Annotated in this window: 20 protein-coding genes; 11 read left to right on the forward strand and 9 right to left on the reverse strand. The window is 71.6% G+C overall.

Annotated features, from left to right (window positions below; genetic code table 11):
• Positions 1-23: 23 nt before the first annotated feature.
• The 3 genes from tgmC to ACZ52C_RS17740 are packed head-to-tail and all read right to left on the reverse strand — an operon-like array spanning position 24 to position 2,856.
• The gene (tgmC, locus tag ACZ52C_RS17730) at positions 24-1,223 is read right to left on the reverse strand and encodes an ATP-grasp peptide maturase system methyltransferase (protein WP_469075582.1); all 1,200 of its coding nucleotides are present in this window, start codon (positions 1,221-1,223) and stop codon (positions 24-26) included.
• The gene (gene tgmB, locus ACZ52C_RS17735; protein ID WP_469075583.1) at positions 1,220-2,191 is read right to left on the reverse strand and encodes an ATP-grasp ribosomal peptide maturase; all 972 of its coding nucleotides are present in this window, start codon (positions 2,189-2,191) and stop codon (positions 1,220-1,222) included. Before tgmB ends, tgmC begins: the two co-directional genes overlap by 4 nt.
• A complete protein-coding gene (locus tag ACZ52C_RS17740; RefSeq protein WP_469075584.1) occupies positions 2,191-2,856 on the reverse strand; it encodes a DUF6415 family natural product biosynthesis protein in 666 nt (221 codons plus the stop codon). Before ACZ52C_RS17740 ends, tgmB begins: the two co-directional genes overlap by 1 nt.
• A 228-nt stretch (positions 2,857-3,084) precedes the next feature.
• Here ACZ52C_RS17740 and ACZ52C_RS17745 point away from each other — a divergent pair, with 228 nt between their 5' ends.
• From ACZ52C_RS17745 to ACZ52C_RS17755, 3 genes are read left to right on the forward strand one after another with little or no spacing between them, the layout of a single operon-like run.
• Positions 3,085-3,345 (forward strand): hypothetical protein, encoded by a 261-nt coding sequence (locus tag ACZ52C_RS17745; protein WP_469075585.1) that lies wholly within the window; start codon positions 3,085-3,087, stop codon positions 3,343-3,345.
• Complete coding sequence (locus tag ACZ52C_RS17750; protein ID WP_469075586.1) at positions 3,317-3,844, forward strand: DUF6879 family protein; 528 nt, start codon at positions 3,317-3,319, stop codon at positions 3,842-3,844. Before ACZ52C_RS17745 ends, ACZ52C_RS17750 begins: the two co-directional genes overlap by 29 nt.
• Before the next feature lie 23 nt (positions 3,845-3,867).
• On the forward strand, positions 3,868-4,722 hold the full coding sequence (locus ACZ52C_RS17755) for a helix-turn-helix domain-containing protein (RefSeq protein WP_469075587.1): 855 nt from the start codon (positions 3,868-3,870) through the stop codon (positions 4,720-4,722).
• 49 nt (positions 4,723-4,771) lie between these two features.
• Here ACZ52C_RS17755 and ACZ52C_RS17760 read toward each other — a convergent pair whose 3' ends face one another.
• Positions 4,772-4,969 (reverse strand): GntR family transcriptional regulator, encoded by a 198-nt coding sequence (locus ACZ52C_RS17760; protein WP_469075762.1) that lies wholly within the window; start codon positions 4,967-4,969, stop codon positions 4,772-4,774.
• A gap of 61 nt (positions 4,970-5,030) precedes the next feature.
• Entirely contained in the window at positions 5,031-5,291 is a 261-nt protein-coding gene (locus tag ACZ52C_RS17765; protein WP_469075588.1) for a GntR family transcriptional regulator, read from the reverse strand.
• Between the two features lie 341 nt (positions 5,292-5,632).
• Here ACZ52C_RS17765 and ACZ52C_RS17770 point away from each other — a divergent pair, with 341 nt between their 5' ends.
• Positions 5,633-5,794, forward strand: coding sequence for a hypothetical protein (locus ACZ52C_RS17770; protein WP_469075589.1), 162 nt, complete (start codon positions 5,633-5,635; stop codon positions 5,792-5,794).
• Positions 5,795-6,238: 444 nt separating this feature from the next.
• Here the strand turns inward: ACZ52C_RS17770 and ACZ52C_RS17775 are convergent, their stop codons facing one another.
• Together ACZ52C_RS17775 and ACZ52C_RS17780 are read right to left on the reverse strand one after the other, a co-directional pair.
• On the reverse strand, positions 6,239-7,141 hold the full coding sequence (locus ACZ52C_RS17775) for an LLM class F420-dependent oxidoreductase (protein WP_469075763.1): 903 nt from the start codon (positions 7,139-7,141) through the stop codon (positions 6,239-6,241).
• Between the two features lie 96 nt (positions 7,142-7,237).
• Complete coding sequence (locus ACZ52C_RS17780; RefSeq protein ID WP_469075590.1) at positions 7,238-8,209, reverse strand: LysR family transcriptional regulator; 972 nt, start codon at positions 8,207-8,209, stop codon at positions 7,238-7,240.
• A gap of 95 nt (positions 8,210-8,304) precedes the next feature.
• Between ACZ52C_RS17780 and ACZ52C_RS17785 the strand changes: the two genes are divergently transcribed.
• Positions 8,305-9,075, forward strand: a complete 771-nt coding sequence (locus ACZ52C_RS17785; protein ID WP_469075591.1) for a sulfite exporter TauE/SafE family protein — start codon at positions 8,305-8,307, stop codon at positions 9,073-9,075.
• Between the two features lie 627 nt (positions 9,076-9,702).
• Here ACZ52C_RS17785 and ACZ52C_RS17790 read toward each other — a convergent pair.
• On the reverse strand, positions 9,703-10,974 hold the full coding sequence (locus ACZ52C_RS17790; RefSeq protein WP_469075592.1) for an amidohydrolase family protein: 1,272 nt from the start codon (positions 10,972-10,974) through the stop codon (positions 9,703-9,705).
• A gap of 189 nt (positions 10,975-11,163) precedes the next feature.
• On the opposite strand from ACZ52C_RS17790, the gene afsR reads away from it, so the two are divergent.
• The 3 genes from afsR (at position 11,164) to ACZ52C_RS17805 (ending at position 15,034) form a co-directional block, all read left to right on the forward strand.
• The gene (gene afsR / locus ACZ52C_RS17795) at positions 11,164-14,169 is read left to right on the forward strand and encodes an SARP-family global regulator AfsR (RefSeq protein ID WP_469075593.1); all 3,006 of its coding nucleotides are present in this window, start codon (positions 11,164-11,166) and stop codon (positions 14,167-14,169) included.
• Positions 14,170-14,375: 206 nt separating this feature from the next.
• Positions 14,376-14,570: a regulatory protein AfsS gene (gene afsS, locus ACZ52C_RS17800; RefSeq protein WP_319105048.1), complete on the forward strand. Its 195-nt coding sequence runs from the start codon at positions 14,376-14,378 to the stop codon at positions 14,568-14,570.
• Between the two features lie 104 nt (positions 14,571-14,674).
• Positions 14,675-15,034, forward strand: a complete 360-nt coding sequence (locus ACZ52C_RS17805) for a DUF6247 family protein (protein WP_193380383.1) — start codon at positions 14,675-14,677, stop codon at positions 15,032-15,034.
• A gap of 170 nt (positions 15,035-15,204) precedes the next feature.
• On the opposite strand, the gene ACZ52C_RS17810 is transcribed toward ACZ52C_RS17805, so the two are convergent.
• Entirely contained in the window at positions 15,205-16,893 is a 1,689-nt protein-coding gene (locus ACZ52C_RS17810) for a fatty acid--CoA ligase family protein (RefSeq protein WP_469075764.1), read from the reverse strand.
• Positions 16,894-17,067: 174 nt separating this feature from the next.
• Between ACZ52C_RS17810 and ACZ52C_RS17815 the strand changes: the two genes are divergently transcribed.
• From ACZ52C_RS17815 to ACZ52C_RS17825, 3 genes are read left to right on the forward strand one after another with little or no spacing between them, the layout of a single operon-like run.
• Positions 17,068-18,216, forward strand: coding sequence for a lipid-transfer protein (locus tag ACZ52C_RS17815; RefSeq protein WP_469075594.1), 1,149 nt, complete (start codon positions 17,068-17,070; stop codon positions 18,214-18,216).
• Positions 18,217-18,228: 12 nt separating this feature from the next.
• A complete protein-coding gene (locus ACZ52C_RS17820) occupies positions 18,229-18,645 on the forward strand; it encodes a Zn-ribbon domain-containing OB-fold protein (protein ID WP_469075595.1) in 417 nt (138 codons plus the stop codon).
• Positions 18,642-19,421, forward strand: coding sequence for an enoyl-CoA hydratase/isomerase family protein (locus ACZ52C_RS17825; protein ID WP_469075596.1), 780 nt, complete (start codon positions 18,642-18,644; stop codon positions 19,419-19,421). Before ACZ52C_RS17820 ends, ACZ52C_RS17825 begins: the two co-directional genes overlap by 4 nt.
• The last annotated feature ends 152 nt before the right edge of the window (positions 19,422-19,573 follow it).

Genomic DNA, 19,573 nt, shown 5'->3' on the forward strand with positions numbered 1-19,573 from the left:
CTCGGTGGCGGCCGGTGCCGCAGTCAGTCGGGCAGGTCCCAGCCCGGCCCGTCTGGTGAGCCGAGCCAGACTCGTTGACCGCCGGGAGCGACGGTCAGGCCGAATTCGGTCTGCGGCGGCGCTCCCGCGTCCCGCCACGCTCCGATCGATTCCTCGACCGCGTCCCACAGCCGGTCCGGACCGCCCTGACGCACCAGGTGCCCGGCGTCACCACTCGGCACGAGCGTGGCGAACGACCTCGTGGCCAGGTCCACCACATGGTCCAGCACCGGGGCCCCGCTCACGCCCATTCCCACCCACTGGGCACCCGGTACCGCAAGCTGGGCGACGAACTGTGTGGTCCAGTCGGCCAGTACCCCGGGGCCGACCCGGGCCTGGCGCTCGTCCGCGTCCTGGGCCAGGACATTCGCGACGCCGCACAGGGCGGGCGCGGCGTGAGGACGGGCGATCATGAACGACACCGTGCCGGGCAGGAACCGCCCCTCGGCCGTGCCGCCCTCGCCGACGATCAATTTCACCAGGCCCGACCCGTACAGCCACCCGGAGACAGGTACGACGATCGTGCCGCCAGGACGCACCTGCTCGACCCAGGCCCCGGGAACGGTGCGCACAGAACACGTGGCGATCAGCCCGTCGTACGGCGCGCCCTCGGGATGGCCGAGGAGGCCGTCGCCGTTGACGAGTGCCGGTGGGTAACCGACCGCCGTGATCGCATCCCTGGCACGTGCGGCGGCAGCCGGGTCGACCTCGACCGACGTCACGTGCTCACTCCCGAGTCGCTCACACATGAGTGCCGTCGAGTAGCCAGTACCGGTGCCGATCTCCAACACTCGGTCCCCGTCGTGCGGATCGAGGTCCTGAAGCATGCGCACGACGAGGCTCGGCAGGGTGGACGAAGAGGTCGGATCGCCGTGAACGGGCCCCGCCACGTCCGCCGGATGCACATGACCGTCCAGCTGTGTCACCAGCGTGTCATCGGCGTACGCCTCCATCAGCCAGGTGTCCAGGTCGTCGTCGCGGCCCGGAAGGACCGGCGTCCAGAGCGTGCCTCGCGCACCCTGGGACCGGCGGAAATACGCGCGTACGAACTCATGTCTGGGCACGGTCTCGACAGCGGAACGCCAGAGCGCCGACCGAAGATGACCACCCTGTTCGAGCCGGTCGGCCAAGGCTTCACGCAGCTCGACGGCGAGGTTCCCGTCCGCGAGTGGGTTGTCTGTCATACCGAGCGCCCCTTCTCCAGCAGGTCTGCCAGAGCACAGGTGATGGCCCCGGTCGTCGCACGGTCCACGAACGCCCACTGACCGTTCGGATTGCACTCCAGGAAGCGCCAGGCGCCGCTCGCCTCCAGAGCGAAGTCGAACGCGCCGAAGACCAGACCGAACGCCTTCAGATAGGCGCGGATGCCCTGCCGCACGGACATAGGGATGTCGGCGGCTTGCATCGGCGTGCAACTGACGAGGTCGTGGTCGAACCGCCAGTCGAGGTGATCCCCATCGGTGGTGATACGGGTGGCGTGCAGTCGCTCGCCCACTGCCGCCACCCTCACATCGGCGATCTTGGTGACAGCCTGCTGGAACAGGTGCGGGCAGGCGGCGACACCGTCGCCGATCTCATCGGCCGCGACCGGGCGGACCCAGACCGTACGCAAGGCGCCGCCCTTGCGGTACGCGGTCGATCTGAGCGGCTTGTAGACCACCGGCTCGTACTCCTTGGCGAAGGACCGGGCGGCTGCGGGGTCGTTGGTGATCAGCGTCGGGGGTACGTCCAATCCGGCCCGTACGGCTTCGTTGATCTGGCGGGGCTTGAACTCCGCGCCCGAGTTCCGGTGCGGGTGGTTGACGTACAGGCAGGCCGGAAGCGCAGCGAGAAGACCGCCCAGACCGTGCCGCAGCTGGGCCACGGCGAAGTCCCGCTCCTGGTCGTCCGGGCCTCCGGCCGGGACGTACGGGGTCGGTCGCCGGTAGTACACGGCGCGGGCGTCCTCCAGGCCGAGGGTGCGAGTCGCGGTGGTGAGCGGACCGTGCCACGAACGGCCGCCGCCCGCCCGGCCGGAGAACGTCACCTCGTCAGGCGAACCGGGGTCGAGCCGTACGACCGGGACGCCCCGGGCGTACAACTCGGTGATGACGTGGTCGGACGTCATGTCGTCCAGGGCGGTCAGCACGACGACCGGGCGAGGAGAGGCCATCAGTCCTGGTCCGCGTCCTGGTCTTGCCCCTCGTCGGAGTTCGAGGGACCGGAGCCGTCCCCCTGGCTGGTCTGGGTCCTCGTCTCCGTTCCGGTGCCGGTGCCGTGCTTGCCCATGTCGACGGGGCGTCCGCACGCGTCGTGGAAGACGGTCGTCTGTGACGCCGGGTCCAGGGCCACGGCGGTGGCGACGACGTGCAGCGCCGGGTACGGCTCCATGCGGGACAGGCCCCAGGGGCGGAGAGGTCGGCCGATCGGTTCGCCCGACGCCTTCTCAGCGCCGAGTTCGCGCCTCGACAGGTTCTCGTGATGGTCACAGAGGGCGTTCACCGAGCGTGCGAGTCGCCGAGCGTGCGCGATGGCGGCGGGGGGCGTGGGGCCGGGTTCGAAGCCGAGCCGCATCCGGGCCTCACCGACACAGGCGAGCGCGCAGGCACGGGGCACGTCCCCCTCGGGCAGCGCTCCGGCCGCGGCCTCCACCTCGGGAACGGCCACCACGATATGACCGCGCAGTTGCAGGATGAGGGTCTCCAACTCGTCGGGGGGCGGGGGCCCCGCATGCCCGGCGAGCAGACGCCGTGCGGTGGCTCGCATGGTGTCGATGTCGAGCGGGGCTCGTTCCCATTCCCCGGCAACCCGAGGACGGACGGTTGGTGTTGCTGCCATTCGGCACTCCTCAGCAGCGTCGGCCGTATCTCGGGAGGCTGTGCCCCGCCGAGGCTTCGTCGTGACTGCTGACGCTAGGCGGGTGCGGCCCGACGCTCCCAGCGTTGTGCAGATATGTGCAACAACGCCTTTCAACAGGTGAGTTGATGGAAAAGGACACTTGACCCCGTCCATACGGGGGCCCACTCTGATGCAGAGGACTGCACAACCAGTCGAAGGGGAACTGACGTGCCACTGCTGTTCATCGGCATCGATCCGAACACCGGTGACGACGAGAGCCCGACGGTGTGGGTCGATCAGGAGAAGCAGGAGCTTGTCTTCCAGGGATGGAAGCCCGGCCGTGAACTCGAAGCGGAGTGTGCCGCGTTCGAGGTCCCGGGACACGGAGCAGGGATTCCGGACGGGGAGGCAGTGATCCGCATCCCGGCCAGAATGGTGCACATGATCAGGGAGGCCTGCGATGCCGTCGAGCGTGCCGCCGTTCAGTGAGCTGATCGCGGGCTGCGAGCGCTCGGCGCTTCACCTCGAGATGCGCGACTCCTATGCCGTCGACGGCGAGAAGGGACCATTCGCCCAGTGGCGTGGGGGGTACCGCCCCGACCCGGAGGATCGGGCGTCCTGGTGGCGCCCCTGGCTCGACCTGATCCAGGAGACGGTCTCTCGCGGGATCGTCGTACGCCGGGCCCGGATCGTCTCCGAGCCGGTCACCGAGTACATCCGCTTCGAGCACGCGAACACGTTCACCAACATCGCCGCAGGCGAGCACGTGCGCTGGCTGCCCCGCCGCCAGGCCTCGGACATCGCGCTGCCCGGCAACGACTTCTGGCTGTTCGACGACCGGTTGATCCGGTGGAACCACTTCACCGGTGACGGTCATTCGGCCGGCCAGGAGATCTCCGACGACCCGGCAGCCGTCGAGCTGTGCTCGGAGGCGTTCGCGACGGTGTGGGCGCGTGCCGTTCCCCACGACCTGTACGACATCCGCTGACAGCACGCCCGGTAGGCCCGTTCATGCCCCTCTCCCCGTCTTCATCCGCCCAGGCCGCACGCGAGGCTGTCGCCGGACGGCTGCGTGACCTCCGAAAAGAGGCGGGACTGACGGTCGTCGAGCTGGCGGACCGGTGCGACTGGCACCACTCCAAGACGTCCCGCATCGAGAACGCGGTCACCGGTCCCACCGCGAAGGACATCCGCCGCTGGTGCGCGGCGGTCCACGCCGAGGACCAGGCGGACAACCTCATCATCCAGTCGGTGAACGCCGAGTCGATGTACCGGGAGTGGCGCCATCAGGTCCGTAACGGCCTGAAGCAGCTCCAGGAAAGCTACGCCCAGGTTTTCAGCAGCACCACGTTGTTCCGCGTGTACTCGTCCACGCTCGTCCCCGGACTGCTTCAGACGGAAGGCTACGCGGCGGGCGTTCTCCGTAGAGCCGCCCGGTTCCGTGAGCTCCCCTTCGACGACAGTGCCGAGGCAGCCCGGGCCAGGGTCGAACGCTCGCGGGTCATCCACGATCCGGGGCGCCGCTTCGCCCTGCTGGTGGAGGAATCCGTTCTCCGCTGCCAGATCGCCGACGCGGACGCCATGGCCGCGCAACTCGGCTATCTCCTGACTGCCGGGGCCCTGCCGTCCGTGTCGCTGGGAATCATCCCGATGGACACGGCAGGGCGCGCGCAGTGGCCACGGGAGACGTTCCACGTCTACGACGACGAACTCGTGTCCGTGGAACTCGTGTCAGCCCGCGTGAGAATCACCCAGCCCGACGAGATCACCCTCTATCTGAAGGCTTTCGAGCAGCTGCGGGGGATGGCCGTGTACGGCCCGAAAGCCCGCTCGCTGATCCTGAAGGCCATCGAGGCTCTGGGCTGACGCAGGCGGGCGCGTGTCCGGTGCCACCCAGGTCCAGTAGGACGTGGGGTCACTTCTCCTGATCGGCGACGAACGAACCTTGCCCCAGGACAGTACGGAGTCTTCCCTCCGAGCGGAGGGAGGCCACAGCCTTTTGCACAGTCGACGCGGCGACGTCGAACTCCGCGGCAAGGTCGACCACGGCCGGGAACCGGCTACCGGGGGCGTAGGTGCCACCGTCGATTCGGCGGCGCAGATCGTCCGCGATCTAGGGCCAGACGGGTCTGGCACGGTCGAGATCCATGGGACGAGCGTAGAGGCGCCGCGCGTCAGCCGCTGTCGACCGAACCCGTGGGTCGTTTGTTCACCACGTACACCCCCATGCCCGTCACCGTCTCCACCAGTCCCTCGTCCTTGAGCACCTTCACGGCCTTGCGCAGAGTGTCGCGGGCTACGCCGAACTCGGCTTCCAGCTCGACGAGGCTCGGGATACGGCGGCCGGTCGGGATACTGCCGTCCTCGATGCGGGCGCGCAGGCTGTCGGCGATCTGACGATACGGCGGGACTGGCCCTTCCCGATCAATGCTCATGGTCCAGGACAGTAGGCGGCGAGCGTGTACCTGCCATAGCTACCCCAGAGGATAGACGGGGGTAGTACAGTCCGTCTACCCTCTGGAAACGTAAGACCCCGGCGAGGTTGTGGGACCTCCCGGGGCACGGCCAGCAGCTGAAAAGGAGCTGACGACAGTGAGCATTATCCATGCCCTCTTGCGGTGCGTTCTGAGCGTCTTGGCACCAGGCACCGGCAGGAGGCGAGCCGGTGCGTGCCTCTTCGAGCCCGGCCCCGGGCGCGAGTCCGAGGCATCCTCAACGCCCACCGGGCCGCTCCCCGCCTCACGTTCCCCCTACAACCTGGACCCCCACACCTCCCTTGACGGCTCTACCTCCCCCCTCATCCGCCCCTACTCTCATCGCCGTCGAGCGGGAGCAGGCTCGGCAGTCGCGGCGGCGGCTCGCGCTGGTGCTCGCCGCCGACTTCGGGATCGACCTCGACCGTCATGTCGTCGGTGCCGAGCGGGCGGTGGCGTGTTGAGGTCGTCGGAAGCACACGTCGCCCCGTACTCCGAGCGCGCGCCGGCTGGGCGGCCCGACCACGCGGATCTGCGCCGGCGGTGCCGGCAGACCACCGACGGACCCCTGCCGGGAGCCACGGACCTGCCGCTGTCCCCGTGTCTGTGCTCCGGCCAGGCACCCGGCACGGACAGGGCCCGGTGAAAGCTGGGCGGTACCCCGAGAACGGGGCCTCCCGGCTGACCATCCGCACCTATCGGATCCGCCCAGACGGCGAAACCGTCGGCCACGCACAGCAGCGCACCGTCATCAGCGGGCACGACACCGAGCGCCTGCCGAAGTCGCATGAATGGCCGCCGTGCGGATGCCCTCGCTGCCGGACCGGGCGGGAGACCGAACCCCGGTAGCCGGGTCCGCGCCATCAGCCGCTCGCCCTGCCACGGCTTCCGCGACAGGGGGGCGGCCCCTACAACAGGGGCCCCACCTCAGCCCCGAACGCCCCCATCTGGTCAACGAGTTCACTCCGCCCCCGACTCCGGAACCGCACCTGGATCTGGTCCACCCCCATCGCCCCGTACTCCCGCAGCGACTCCGCGAGCGCTTCCGGACCCCCGGTGAGGGTCCGGCGCCCCACGTCCCAGTCCGGCTCGCCCACGTACAGCGGCTCGGTGATCGCGCCGATGGTGAAGGGGGCGGTGGCGCCGGCCTCCTCCCGGAGCCGGCGGAGCCGGGCGATCTGCGCCGGGAGGCGGTCGCGCGGGTCGCCCTGCGGCAGCCAGCCGTCGCCCCGGACGGCGGCCCGGCGGACGGCGGCGGGGGACGAGCCGCCCACCCACAGGGGCACCCGGTCCTGGGCGGGGCGCGGACGTTGGCCCAGGTCCTCGAAGTCGTACAACTTGCCGTGGTGGGAGGGGAATTCGTCGGGGCCGAGCGCTGCGCGCAGGGCGTCCACGCACTCGTCCAGGACCGCTCCCCGCCGCTCGAAGTCCACCCCCAGCGCCTCGAACTCCTCCCGTACGTGCCCGGCGCCCACGCCGAGGATCAACCGGCCGCCGGAGAGGTGGTCGAGGGTGGCGTACTGCTTCGCCGTGACGAGCGGGTGGCGCAGGCCGACCACCGCGACATGGCTCAGCAGCCGGACCCGTTCGGTGACGGCGGCCAGGTGGGCGAGCGTGGCGACCGGGTCGTACCAGACCGTGCCCATCGCGGGCGCGAGGCGGCGCGGGATGGCGACATGGTCGCAGACGGCGAGGTACGCGAACCCCGCCCGGTCGGCGGCCCGCGCGATCTCGACCAACTCCTCCGCCCCGGCGTTCGCCTCCCATGGCTCGGCGTAGAGGGTGCTCTGGGACTGCACGGGCAACTGCATCCCGTAGGCCAGTCGGGCTTCATCCGGTGACCGCACAACCGCTCCTCCGTCTGATTGACCGCGGATCGGGGAGGAACTCATCGTCTTATCTGACGGCTAGTCAGACAAGAGGGGCGGCGGCGTCGGCGGCGTCGCCATGAGGCCGGAGGTGGTCGGGCCAGTCGAGGGGAGGGAGCGCGCCGCCCCTCGGAGGTGTTCCGCGAGCGCTTCGACTGCCGGGGCCATGGGTGACGTGCGGGCGCCGGCGCCCCACGCCAGCAGATGGTGACGGCGGGCCCACGGCTCACGCAGCTCGCATACGTCGATCGGCTGCACGTCCGGGGCAAGGGCGCGACGCGGTACGACGGCGAGGCCGACCCCGGCGGAGGCCAGCGTGACGAGGGTGCCGAGGTCCGCGACGGTGGTGCGGTGACGCGCGGCGGGAGCGTGCTGACCGAGGTGTCGCTCGATCCAGCGACGGAGCGAGGAGTCGGCGTCGAGACCGACCAGCGGGTGCTCGGCGACCTCGCTGTACGTCAGTGCCGTACGCCCGGCGAGGATGCCGCCGGCCTGACCGACCACGACGAGGGAGTCGTCGCCGAGGGGTTCGGTGTCCAGGCCCTGGTCGCGGGCCTCGTCGTCGACGACCACCCCCAGGTCCGCCTCACCGGCCGCGAGCAGACGCATCGTGCGCGGCGTGCGGCTTTCGGCGACGGTGACGTCCACGTCCGGGTGGGCGCGCAGGAACGACACCAGGGCGCGCGGCACCAGCCTGTGCAGGGCGGAGCCGCCGCCCAGCAGGGTCAGAGGCCCGGTGCGGGGGCGGGCGTAGCTGGCGACGGCGCTTTCGAGACGGGCCGTGCGGTCGAGGACCTCGCGGGCGTGGCGGGCCAGGGCCGTCCCGGCCGGGGTGGGCCGTACGCCACGCCGGCCCCGGATCAGCAGAGCCACCCCGGCATGGTGTTCCAGGGACCGGACCCGGGCACTGGCCGACGGCAGACTCAGATGCATGCGGCGGGCGCCCGCCGTGATCGAGCCCTCGGTCACGATGCCGAGGAAGAGCCGAAGGTCGTCGAGGTCGTAGCGCACCCGCTTGAGCCTATGGCAGAGCCGTAGGCTCGATACGCGGATCGCGCATGGTGAGGCCATTGCGGGGACCTGACCCCCGGCGCGATGCTCGGCGCATGTCGGAGATCCTCCTCGTGCTGCTGGCCGGTCTCGCCGCGGGCACTCTGAACGCGGTCGGCGGTGGGGGCACGTTCGTGGCGCTGCCCGCCCTGGTCGCGGCCGGTCTGCCGCCGGTGACGGCGAACGCGGCCTCGACCATCGCCCTCCTGCCCGGCTCGGTGGCCGGAACCTGGGTCTCCCGGCACGAGATCACGCAGGTCGGCGGTGCTTCCACCCGAGCGATGACCATGACCGGTCTGGTGGGTGGCGGAGTGGGCGCGGCCCTTCTGCTGGCCCTGCCGTCCGCATCCTTCGACGCTGCCGTGCCCTGGCTGCTGGCCTTCGCCACGCTCGTCCTCGCCTTCGGGCGACCCGCCCTGCGGCTGCTCGGCACGGGCCCGGAGCGGGCGCGCGGCCTGGGGCCCGGCGCCCTGCTGGCCGGTCACTTCCTGCTCTCCGTCTACGGCGGATACTTCGGCGGAGCCGTAGGCCTCCTGATGCTGGCCCTGTGGAGCCTCGGCCTCGGGCTGGATCCCGCCACCGGCAATCCCATGCGGATCGCCCAGGTGACCGCCGTCTACGTCAGCGCCGCAGCGCTCTTCCTCGTCGCCTCGGACGCGCTCACCGCACCGGTCCTCCTCAGCGCCATGCTCACGGGCGCGGTCGTCGGCGGCTTCGCCGGGGCCCGCCTTGCCCTCCGGCTTCCGGCAAGCGCCCTCCGGGCTGTCGTCCTGGGAACGGCGGTGACGATGACCGCCCTCTACTTCTCCCGCGCCGGCATGACCTGACGACGTGGCAGACACCCGGGTACATGCCCTACCGACACAGAGGCCCGCCGTTCACCGCCGGTCGTCCACCGGGCGGCGCTCCCGCGAGGCGTCCCCTGTCACGCCCTGATGGCGCGACTTCACCCGCCTCTCCCCCCCCCTGTGAAGCGGCACCCGACCTCCACGGCTGGGGTGCTGTGCATGCGGACGGCAATGATCTCGGCACCGCTCAGGAGTCCGGTGGTCCGAGCTGCTGCTGAGCAGCGCGGTGGTCGCCACCACGAGGTCCCGCCCTCGCCGACCGGAAGTCCGTCGGCGGCCCCGGCCGGTGCCACCGGAGCCCCCGCAGCCGCCGGGACGCGGCCCGCCAATCAGGAGGGAACCCCATGGGGTGACACACCGGGTGCCGTCGTACTCGGTGCCTGCGCCGGCGGTCGGGTGCCGGCCTTGCTCTTCGCCCTACCCGGCCGCGAACGCGGTGCGGTCGTCGACACCGCGTCCGGCGCCGGTGCCGGCAGCGCCGAACACGGCGTTGTCAGCAGGCCTTTGACCTGGGCGGCCACGGCGCGTATCCGGCCCGAGAGTTCACATGAGTGTCGTACTTACGCCCATTCCTGACCTCTCCGGCTTCGGAGGGCGGCCTTCCGCTCAGGGCCCCGCCCACAACCCGTCCTCCGTCAGCCCCAGCAGTTCGATCGCGTTCCGGCGCACGATCCGGTCCACCACGTCCGGGTCCAGGTGGCCCATCTGGGCCTCGCCGACCTGGCGGGACTCGGGCCAGGTGGAGTCGGAGTGGGGGTAGTCGGTCTCGTAGAGGACGTTGCCGACGCCGATCGCGTCCAGGTTGCGGAGCCCGAACGCGTCGTCGAAGAAGCAGCCGTAGACGTGGTCGGCGAACAGCTCCGACGGCGGGCGGTGGACCTTGTCCGCGACGCCGCCCCAGCCCCGGTTCTCCTCCCAGACGACGTCCGCGCGCTCCAGGATGTACGGGATCCAGCCGATCTGCCCCTCGGCGTACATGACCTTGAGGTTCGGGAAGCGCTCGAACTTGCCGCTCATCAGCCAGTCGACCATCGAGAAGCAGCAGTTGGCGAAGGTGATGGTGGAGCCGACGGCGGGCGGCGCGTCCGCGGAGGTGGACGGCATACGGCTGGAGGAGCCGATGTGCATGGCGACGACCGTGCCCGTCTCGTCGCAGGCGGCGAGGAAGGGGTCCCAGTCGTCGGTGTGGACGGACGGGAGGCCCAGATGCGGAGGTATCTCGGAGAAGGCGACGGCACGGACGCCGCGCGCCGCGTTCCTGCGCACCTCCGCCGCGGCCAGCTCCGCGTCCCAGAGCGGGATGAGGGTGAGCGGGATGAGCCGGCCCCGCGCCTCGGGGCCGCACCACTCCTCCACCATCCAGTCGTTGTACGCCCGGACGCCGAGCAGCCCCAGCTCGCGGTCGGCGGCCTCGGTGAAGGTCTGGCCGCAGAAGCGCGGGAAGGTCGGGAAGCAGAGGGCCGACTGGACGTGGTTGACGTCCATGTCGGCGAGGCGCTGCGGGACGTCGTACGAGCCGGGGCGCATCTGCTCGTACGTGATGATCTCCAGCTTGATCTCGTCCCTGGAGTAGCCGACGGCGGTGTCGAGGCGGGTCAGCGGGCGGTGCAGGTCCTCGTAGACCCACCAGTCGCCGATGGGGCCGTCGTCGCCGGGGGCGCCCATCACAGGCTTGAAGCGGCCACCGAGGAACGTCATCTCCCTCAGCGGCGCGCGGACCACCCGGGGGCCCGTGTCCAGGTACTTCTTGGGGAGCCGGTCCTGCCAGACGTTCGGGGGCTCCACCGTGTGGTCGTCGACGGAGATGATCTTCGGGAAGGGGGCGGGTGCGGGGGTGGGGCTGTCGGGATCCGTGGCGCTCGTCTCCAAGGTGTCCATGTCCGTCACGGTAGCGCCGATCTGACGGTCCGTCAGTAACGGTGTCACCGCCGACCCCGCCGCGAAGAGTCTGTGTGGACCTCGTGACATCCCGCGTGGCCCGGTGTGATCGACCTCTCGCACGGCTGACGGATCTGCCATGAACAAGGCAAACTGGCCTGGATATCAGAAGGCCTTAGGGGGCTGTCGATGGGCGGTGGACCGGGAGTGCCGGAGGTCGGTGGGCCGCGAGTGCCGGAGCAAAGGACTGCCGTGGACGCCGAGACCGCGCAACCGTCCCCCGAGGCCCCGGCCGAGCTGCGCTTCAGCGTGCTCGGGCCCGTGCGCGCCTGGCGCGGCACCGAACCCCTCGCCACCGGTTCGCCCCAGCAACGCGCCCTGCTCGCGGCACTGTTGCTCCGCGAGGGCCGGACCGCCACCGCCAGCGAGCTGATCGACGCGCTGTGGGGCGACGAACCGCCGTCCCAGGCCCTGGCGGCGGTCCGCACGTACGCCTCCCGGCTGCGCAAGGTGCTCACCCCCGGCGTCCTGGTCAGCGAGTCCGGCGGCTACGCGGTCCGCGCGCTGCCCGCCGGCGCCCTGGACCTCGCCGTGGCCCAGGAACTGGCGGCCGACGCGGAGAAGGCCAAGAACACCGGGGATCTGTGCCAGGCGCGCCACCTGCTGAACGAGGCGCTCGGGCTGTGGGACGGCGAGGTCCTGGCGAGCGTCCCCGGGCCGTACGCCGAGACCCAGCGGGCCCGCCTCGACGAGTGGCGGCTGCAACTGGTCGAGTCCCGGCTGGACATGGACCTGGAGCAGGGCTGCCACGCGGAGGCCGTCTCCGAGCTGACCGCGCTCACCGCCGCGCACCCGTTGCGGGAGCGGCTGCGCGAACTGCTGATGCTGGCGCTGTACCGCAGCGGACGTCAGGCGGAGGCCCTCGCGGTGTACGCGGACACCCGCCGCCTGCTCGCGGACGAACTGGGCGTTGACCCCCGCCCGGGACTGCGGGAGTTGCAGCAGCGCATCCTGCAAGCGGACCCCGGCCTCGCGGAACCCTCCGCGCCCCTCGCGCCCGAGACCACCACGACGCCGGTCCGGCCCGCCCAACTGCCGGCCACCGTGCCCGACTTCACCGGGCGCGCCTCCTTCGTGAACGACCTGAGCAAGGTACTGGCGGAGGCGTCCGGCGCGGAGGGCCAGGTGATGGCCGTGTCCGCGCTGGCCGGCATCGGCGGCGTCGGCAAGACGACCCTCGCGGTGCATGTGGCCCACCAGGCCCGGTCGGCCTTCCCGGACGGCCAGCTGTACGTCGACCTCCAGGGCGCCGGGGCCCGCCCCGCCGAGCCCGAGACGGTCCTCGGTTCCTTCCTGCGGGCGCTGGGCACGGCCGACTCCGCGATCCCCGACTCCCTGGAGGAGCGGTCGGCCCTGTACCGGTCGGTCCTGGACGGCCGCCGGGTGCTGGTCCTGCTCGACAACGCGCGGGACGCCGCCCAGGTTCGGCCCCTGCTGCCCGGTACGGCGGGCTGCGCGGCCCTCGTCACCGCCCGGGTGCGCATGGTGGACCTGGCCGGGGCCCACCTGGTCGACCTCGACGTGATGTCCCCCGACGAGGCGCTCCAGCTCTTCACGAAGATCGTCGGCGAGGAGCGGGTGGCGGCGGAGCGCAAGGCCGCGCTCGACGTCGTCGCGGCCTGCGGTTTCCTGCCCCTCGCCATCCGCATCGCCGCGTCCCGCCTGGCGGCGCGCAGAACCTGGACGGTCTCCGTCCTCGCCGACAAACTCGCCGACGAGCGGCGGCGGTTGGACGAGCTGCAGGCCGGCGACCTGGCCGTGAAGGCCACCTTCGAGCTCGGCTACGGCCAGCTGGAACCCGCCCAGGCCCGCGCCTTCCGCCTGCTCGGCCTCGCGGACGGCCCGGACATCTCCCTGGCCGCCGCGGCCGCCGTACTGGACCTGCCGCCGGAGGAGACCGAGGACCTCCTGGAGATCCTGGTCGACACGTCCCTCCTCGAATCCGCCGCGCCCGGCCGCTACCGCTTCCACGACCTCGTACGGCTCTACGCGCGTGCATGCGCCGAGCGGGACGAGCAGCCGCCGGAGGAGCGGGAGTCGGCGATGTCGCGGCTGCTGGACTTCTATCTGGCGACGGCGACGCGGGTGTACGCGATCGAGCGGCCCGGGGACCGGACGGTCGCGCATCTGGAGAGGAGCCAGTACGCCGGCCGGGAGTTCGCCTCCGCCTCGGACGCGCTGGACTGGCTGCACGCGGAGGCGGAGCCGCTGCTCGCGTGCGTGCAGCAGTCCCTGAGGGCATCCACACTGCGGCGGGCCGTCGACCTCCTGCTGGCCACCATCGACCTGGCCGAGTCCGGCGCCGGTTCGCGCCGCTACGAAACGACCGCGCTCGCCGCTCGGGACGCGGCCGCGGCGCTCGGGGACGCGCACGCCGAGACCCGGGCACGCATCACGCTGGCGCAGGTCCTCAGCCAGGCGGGGCGTTTCGACGAGGCGGAGCAGGAGGCCGCGCGCGCCGATCTCGTGAACGGGACGGCCGAGGACCCCTGGACGAGCGGCACCGCCCCCAACCAGCTGGGCATCATCGCCAACTGCACCGCCCGCTTCCCGGACGCCGAGGTCTTCCTGCTCAGGGCCATCGAGGCGTTCCAGGCGGACGGCAACAAGCCCGGCGAGGCCAGCGCGGTGTGCAACCTGTCTCGTTCTCTCGCCTCGATGGGCCGCACCGCCAGGGCGGTCGAGCTCGCCCAGCGAGGCGTGGAGATCTACGACGAGCTGGGCCTGTCCCTACGCATCGCCAACGCCCGCTATGCCTCGGGGACCGTGCTCACGCAGGCGGGCCGGCTCCCGGAGGCCCTGGAGCAGCTCGACGCGGCACTGCGGATCTTCACCGAGAACCGTCAGCGGCTCTGGGAGGGGACGACCCATTTCCGGGTGGCCCAGGTCCACCTGGCGGCCCGTCGCCCCGCGCAGGCCGCCCGGCACGCCGAACAGGCGCTGGCGATCGGCTGCATCGGCGGCGACTGGATGAGGGCCAACGCCCTGACCCTGCTGGGCAGGGCCCTGGTGGCCCTCGGCCAGTCGGACCGGGCCCGTGCCTGCTGGCGCGAGGCGCTCACGATGTACGAGCAGTCCGGCTCGTCCGAGGCGGCGGAGGTGCGCGGGCTGCTCCACCCGCTCGCGGCGGCGTGACACGCCTGGGGCGGGACGTTCATCGAACGTTTATGAGCGGCTGACAGTCTCAGGTCATCGATCCGTCGCGTCGGGGGGCAGGCGGATCCACAGGGCCTCATGAATGACCCGAGGTCACTCGAAACGCCCGTTCGGCGACCCCCGGGGGAGTTGCCGAACGGGCGCTTCCGCCGAGAAACACCGCTCACTCACGGGGAGTTCCAGCTATGAGCGACAAGAAGAAGCAGGACCCGGAGATCACCACGATGGACCAGCACACGCCCGCTCCGCCCGGCAAGGACGGCGCGATCACCCCGCTGGACCAGCACACGCCGGCCCCGCCGAGCGAGGACCCGGAGATCACCACGATGGACCAGCACACGCCGGCTCCGCCCGCCCTGGACCTGGGCGGCAAGAAGTAGACCTTTGCCCGACGGGGATCGGCCGCGGTGGCGCGGAGGGGGAGCCACCGCGGCCGAGGCATGTCCGGTGGCCGGTTCCGGCACCATCGAGGAAGGGGACCAGGATGATCGCAGCGCGTGTCGGATCCGGTGCCTCCGTCGTCGCACGGCCGGAGAGGACCCCGCCCGCGCTGCGCGCGGCCCTGGAACAGGTCGCCCCGCATCGCGTGGGCGAGATGGAACGGCAGAAGGACGAGGCCATCACCCTGGCCGCCCGCACGGGCAGCCTCGGCCCGATCACCCGGTTCCTCGACACCTGGGCCGTGGCGGTCGAGATCGCCCGCGTCCCGGCCGCCGCCGAGCGCCTGCGCACCGCCGAGCACACCGCACGCACCGTGGCCCCCGACGACCCCGCCTGGCGCGAGGCCATGAACGAGATCCACGCCCTCCACACAGCGGCGCGGGAGTCACTGAGCAGCGACTGATCGGAAGCCGGACGACGGCCGGGCGGCGGCCCAGCAGGGACTGAGCAGCGGCCGGGCGGCGGCCAAGCGGAGACTGCGCAGCGGCCGGGCGGCAACCGCACGACAGGAGGGCGGCAGTTGAGCCGAGACCGGGTCCCACCGGCCCAACCACTCCCGCACCTCCACCCCCCTCACCACCCCCGCAACTCCCCCTTCACCACCTTCCCGCTGGCGTTGCGCGGTAGTTCGCTCACGAAGGCGACCGTTCTCGGCACCTTGTAGTTGGCCATCTCCCGGCGGGACCACGCGATGAGGTCGTCAGCGGTCACCAGGGAGTCGGGGCGGCGGACGACGAACGCCCTGCCGACCTCGCCGAGGCGGGGGTCGGGGACGCCGACGACCGCCACGTCCGCGACATCGGGGTGGAGGCCGAGGAGTTGCTCGATCTCCGCGGGATACGCGTTGAACCCGCCGACGATGAACATGTCCTTGAGGCGGTCGGTGATCCGCAGGTTGCCGTCCTCGTCCAGAACGCCGATGTCACCCGTGCGCAGCCAGCCGTCGGCGGTGACCGCGCGGGCGGTCTCGGCGGGGTCCTCGAAGTAACCGCGCATGACGTTGAAGCCGCGGACGAGCACCTCCCCGGGCGCACCGGCCGGCAGGGGGGAGCCCAGCGGATCGACGACGCGCACCTCCGTGCCGGGGACCGCCCGGCCGGACGTCGACGCGATCACCGACGGCTCGTCGCCGCGCCGGCACATCGTGACGATGCCGGACGCCTCGGACAGGCCGTACGCGGTCAGTACGGTGTCGACGCGGAGTTCGGCCCGCAGCCGTTCGACGAGCCGGAGCGGGACCACGGCCGCGCCCGTCACCACCAGCCGCAGCGCGCTCAGGTCGTAGTCGTCGCGGGCGGGATGGTCCAGGAGGGACTGGTGGAGGGTCGGCGGGCCGGGCAGGACCGAGACCCGCTCGGCGGCCACGTTGGCCATCGCCGTCTCCACGTTGAACACCGGCTGCGGGATCATCGTCGCGCCCCGCATCAGACAGGCGATCACCCCGGCCTTGTAGCCGAAGGTGTGGAAGAACGGGTTCACGATCAGGTAGCGGTCGCCCTGCCGGAGCCCGGCCAGTTCGCTCCACACCTCGTACGCGCGCAGGGTCTGCGCATGGGTGATCACCGCGCCCTTGGGTCGGCCGGTCGTGCCGGAGGTGAAGATGATGTCGGACGGGGAGTCGCCCGTCAGCCGGTCGGAGCGTGCCCTCACCTCCTGCGCGGTCACCCCGTCGCCGCTCGCGAGGAAGTCCTTCCAGGTGCGGAAGTCGGCGGGGGCGTCGTCCGAGAGCACCACCGCCTGCTCCAGATGCGGCAGTCCGGGCAACGGCCCCGGCCGTTCGCACACGCCGCCGGCCCCCGGCGCCCGCAGCCGCCCGCCGTCCGCGCCCGCCGCGCGCCGGAGCGAGGCGACGTACGAGGTACCGAGGAACGTGCCGGTGACGAACAGCAGCTTCGCCCGGCTGCGCGCCAGCACGTCCGCGGCCTCACCACCCTTGAAGCGGGTGTTCAGCGGGACGAGGACCGCGCCCGCCGAGACCGCGCCGAGCGCGGCGACGATCCAGTCGAGGGAGTTCGGGGCCCAGAGGGCGACCCGGTCGCCGACCCGCACCCCGTTCGCGACGCACGCCGCCGCAGCGCGCTCCACCCGAACGCCCAGCTCCGCGTACGACACCCGGGTACGTCCGTCGACGACGGCCTCGACCCCGGCGTACCGCCGGGCCGCCGCGCGGACCAGCCCGGGGACGGTCCCCCACTCCAGGTCACCGCGCCGCCCGACCAGGTCACCGCGCGTCCCCTCCCGGTCACCGCGCCGTCCCTCCATGCCACCGCTCACAGCAGGCCTCCGTACCCGAGAACCGGTGTTCAAGCGCCCGATCGTCAGCCGGACACCCGTAGCTGACTACCCGTCAGATTAGCTGTACCCTGACGGACTGTCAGCAGCCGAACGGCCCCTGTGCGGAGGTGCGCTCCGCCACCCGGTGCGGAGGTGCGCCCCATGGCCCAGCTCAAGGACGCGACAGCGATCGTCGGCATCGGGCAGACCCCCTTCGCCAAGCAACTCCCGGAAACAGAACGGTCGTTGGCGTGCCGGGCGATACTCGCCGCCCTCGACGACGCCGGGATCGCCCCGGACGAGGTCGACGCGCTCGCCTCGTACACGATGGAGGAGACGGACGAGGTCGAGGTGGCGAAGGCGCTCGGCCTCGGCGACCTCACCTTCTTCAGCAAGGTCGGCTACGGCGGCGGCGGTTCGTGCGCCACGGTCGCGCACCTCGCCGCCGCGATCGCCACCGGCCAGGCCACGGTCGGGGTCGCCTGGCGGTCCCGCAAACGCGGCTCCGGCCCCCGCCCGTGGAAGAACACCACGGTCCAACTCCCCACACCGGCCCAGTGGACCCGCCCCCACGGCCTGCTGCGCCCCGTCGACGAGATAGCGATGCTGGCCCGCCGCCACATGCACGAGTACGGCACCACCCGCGACCACCTCTTCAACGTGGCCCTCGCCTGCCGCAACCGGGCGAACCAGAACCCCGCCGCGATCATGTACGAGCGCCCGCTGACCCGGGAGATGTACATGAACTCCCGCTGGATCAGCGAACCCCTGTGCCTCTTCGACAACTGCCTGGAGACGGACGGGGCGTTGGCGTGCGTGGTGGTCTCCGCCGAGCGCGCCCGTGACTGCCGGCGCCTCCCCGTCTACGTCCACTCCACCGCCCAGGGCCTGCCGGCCCAGCACCACGGCATGGTCAACTACTGGAACGACGACCCGCTGACCGGCCCCGCCTGGACCGCCGCCCGGCACCTCTGGAAGCACGCGGACCTCACCCCGGACGACATCGACGTCGCCCAGATCTACGACGCGTTCACCGCCCTGATCCCCCTGTCGCTGGAGGGGTACGGGTTCTGCGCGCGCGGCGAGGGCGGCGCCTTCACCGAGGGCGGCGCCCTGGAGACCGGCGGCCGGCTCCCCCTGAACACCTCCGGCGGCGGCCTCAGCGAGGCCTATGTGCACGGCTTCAACCTGATCAACGAGGGCGTCCGGCAACTGCGCGGCACGAGCACCGCCCAGGTGCCCGGCGCGGCGACCTGTCTGGTCACGGCGGGCGAAGGGGTACCGACCTCCGCGCTGCTGCTGAGGAACTGAGGAGTCGAGGACATGCTGACACCGGTGGTGGACGAGGACGGCGCCCCCTTCTGGGAGTACGCCGCGCGGGGCGAACTGCGGATCCAGGCGTGCGCCGACTGCGGCGAACTCCGCTTCCCGCCCCGCCCCTGCTGCCCGCACTGCCGCTCCTTCGCGGCCGAGTGGCGCCGGGTCTCGGGGCGGGGCCGGATCTGGTCGTACGTCCGCCCGCACCCGCCGCTCCTGCCCGACTACGCCGCGCAGGCCCCGTACCACGTCGTCCTCGTCGAACTCGCCGACGCGCCCCGCATCCGTCTGGTCGGCAGCCTGGTGAGCGGGCCGGGCGCCCGCCTGGACTCGGTGCCGGCCGAGCGGATCCGGATCGGCGCGCGGGTGCAGGTGGCGTTCACCTCCACCGGCCTGCCCCAATGGGTGCTGGAGCGGCCGTGACCCTGCGCACCACGACGGACAAGGCGACGGGCGTGGCCCTGCTGACCCTGGACCGCCCGGAGCGACTGAACGCGATCGACCTGCCGACGGCCGAGCAACTCGCCTGTTTCTGGCGGGAGTCGAGATACGACGACGCGGTGCGGGCGGTCGTCGTGACCGGCGCGGGCGAGCGTGCCTTCTGCACGGGCCTCGACCGGGACGCGGCGGGAGCCGTCCCGCAGCCGAACTCCCCCTACACGATCGAGGACCCCCTCCTCAGGATCGGCCCGAAGTCCAACGACTGCTGGAAACCGCTGATCGCGGCCGTGAACGGCATGGCCTGCGGCGGGGCCTTCTATCTGCTGGGCGAGGCGGAGTTCCTCGTCGCCGACCCCGCCGCCACCTTCTTCGACCCCCACACCAGCTACGGCATGGTCAGCGCCTTCGAGTCGATCCTGATGGCCCAGCGCATGCCGTACGGGGAGGCCACCCGCATGGCACTGCTGGGCACCGCCGAGCGGATGTCGGCCCGGCGGGCGCACGAGGTGGGGCTGGTGTCGGAGGTGACGGAACCCGGCGAGGCGGTCGCCGCGGCCGTGCGGTGCGCGGAGATCGTCGCCGGGTTTCCGACGGAGGCCGTCCAGGGCACGGTACGGGCCTGCTGGGCGGCACGCGAGGCGACGCGAACGCACGCGCTCGCGTACGCCCCGCACCTGATCTCACTGGGCAACCAACCGCGGCAACGACAAGAGGAGTTGTACGTGTCGCGGCGACAGAGCGGGCATCGGACGCGATGAGGAGGGACACCTCGAATCACGGACAATTCGCGAATGAAACGTGAACTGATTCACACGCAGGCTTCACTTGATTGCGCCACTCATGAGCTTTGTCCCCATGTGAGTCTCTGGTTAAGAGGCGGGAGTTGCTCGTATGTTGCGACCTGATCACT

The sequence above is a fragment of the Streptomyces sp. NPDC034049 genome, assembly GCF_055575575.1.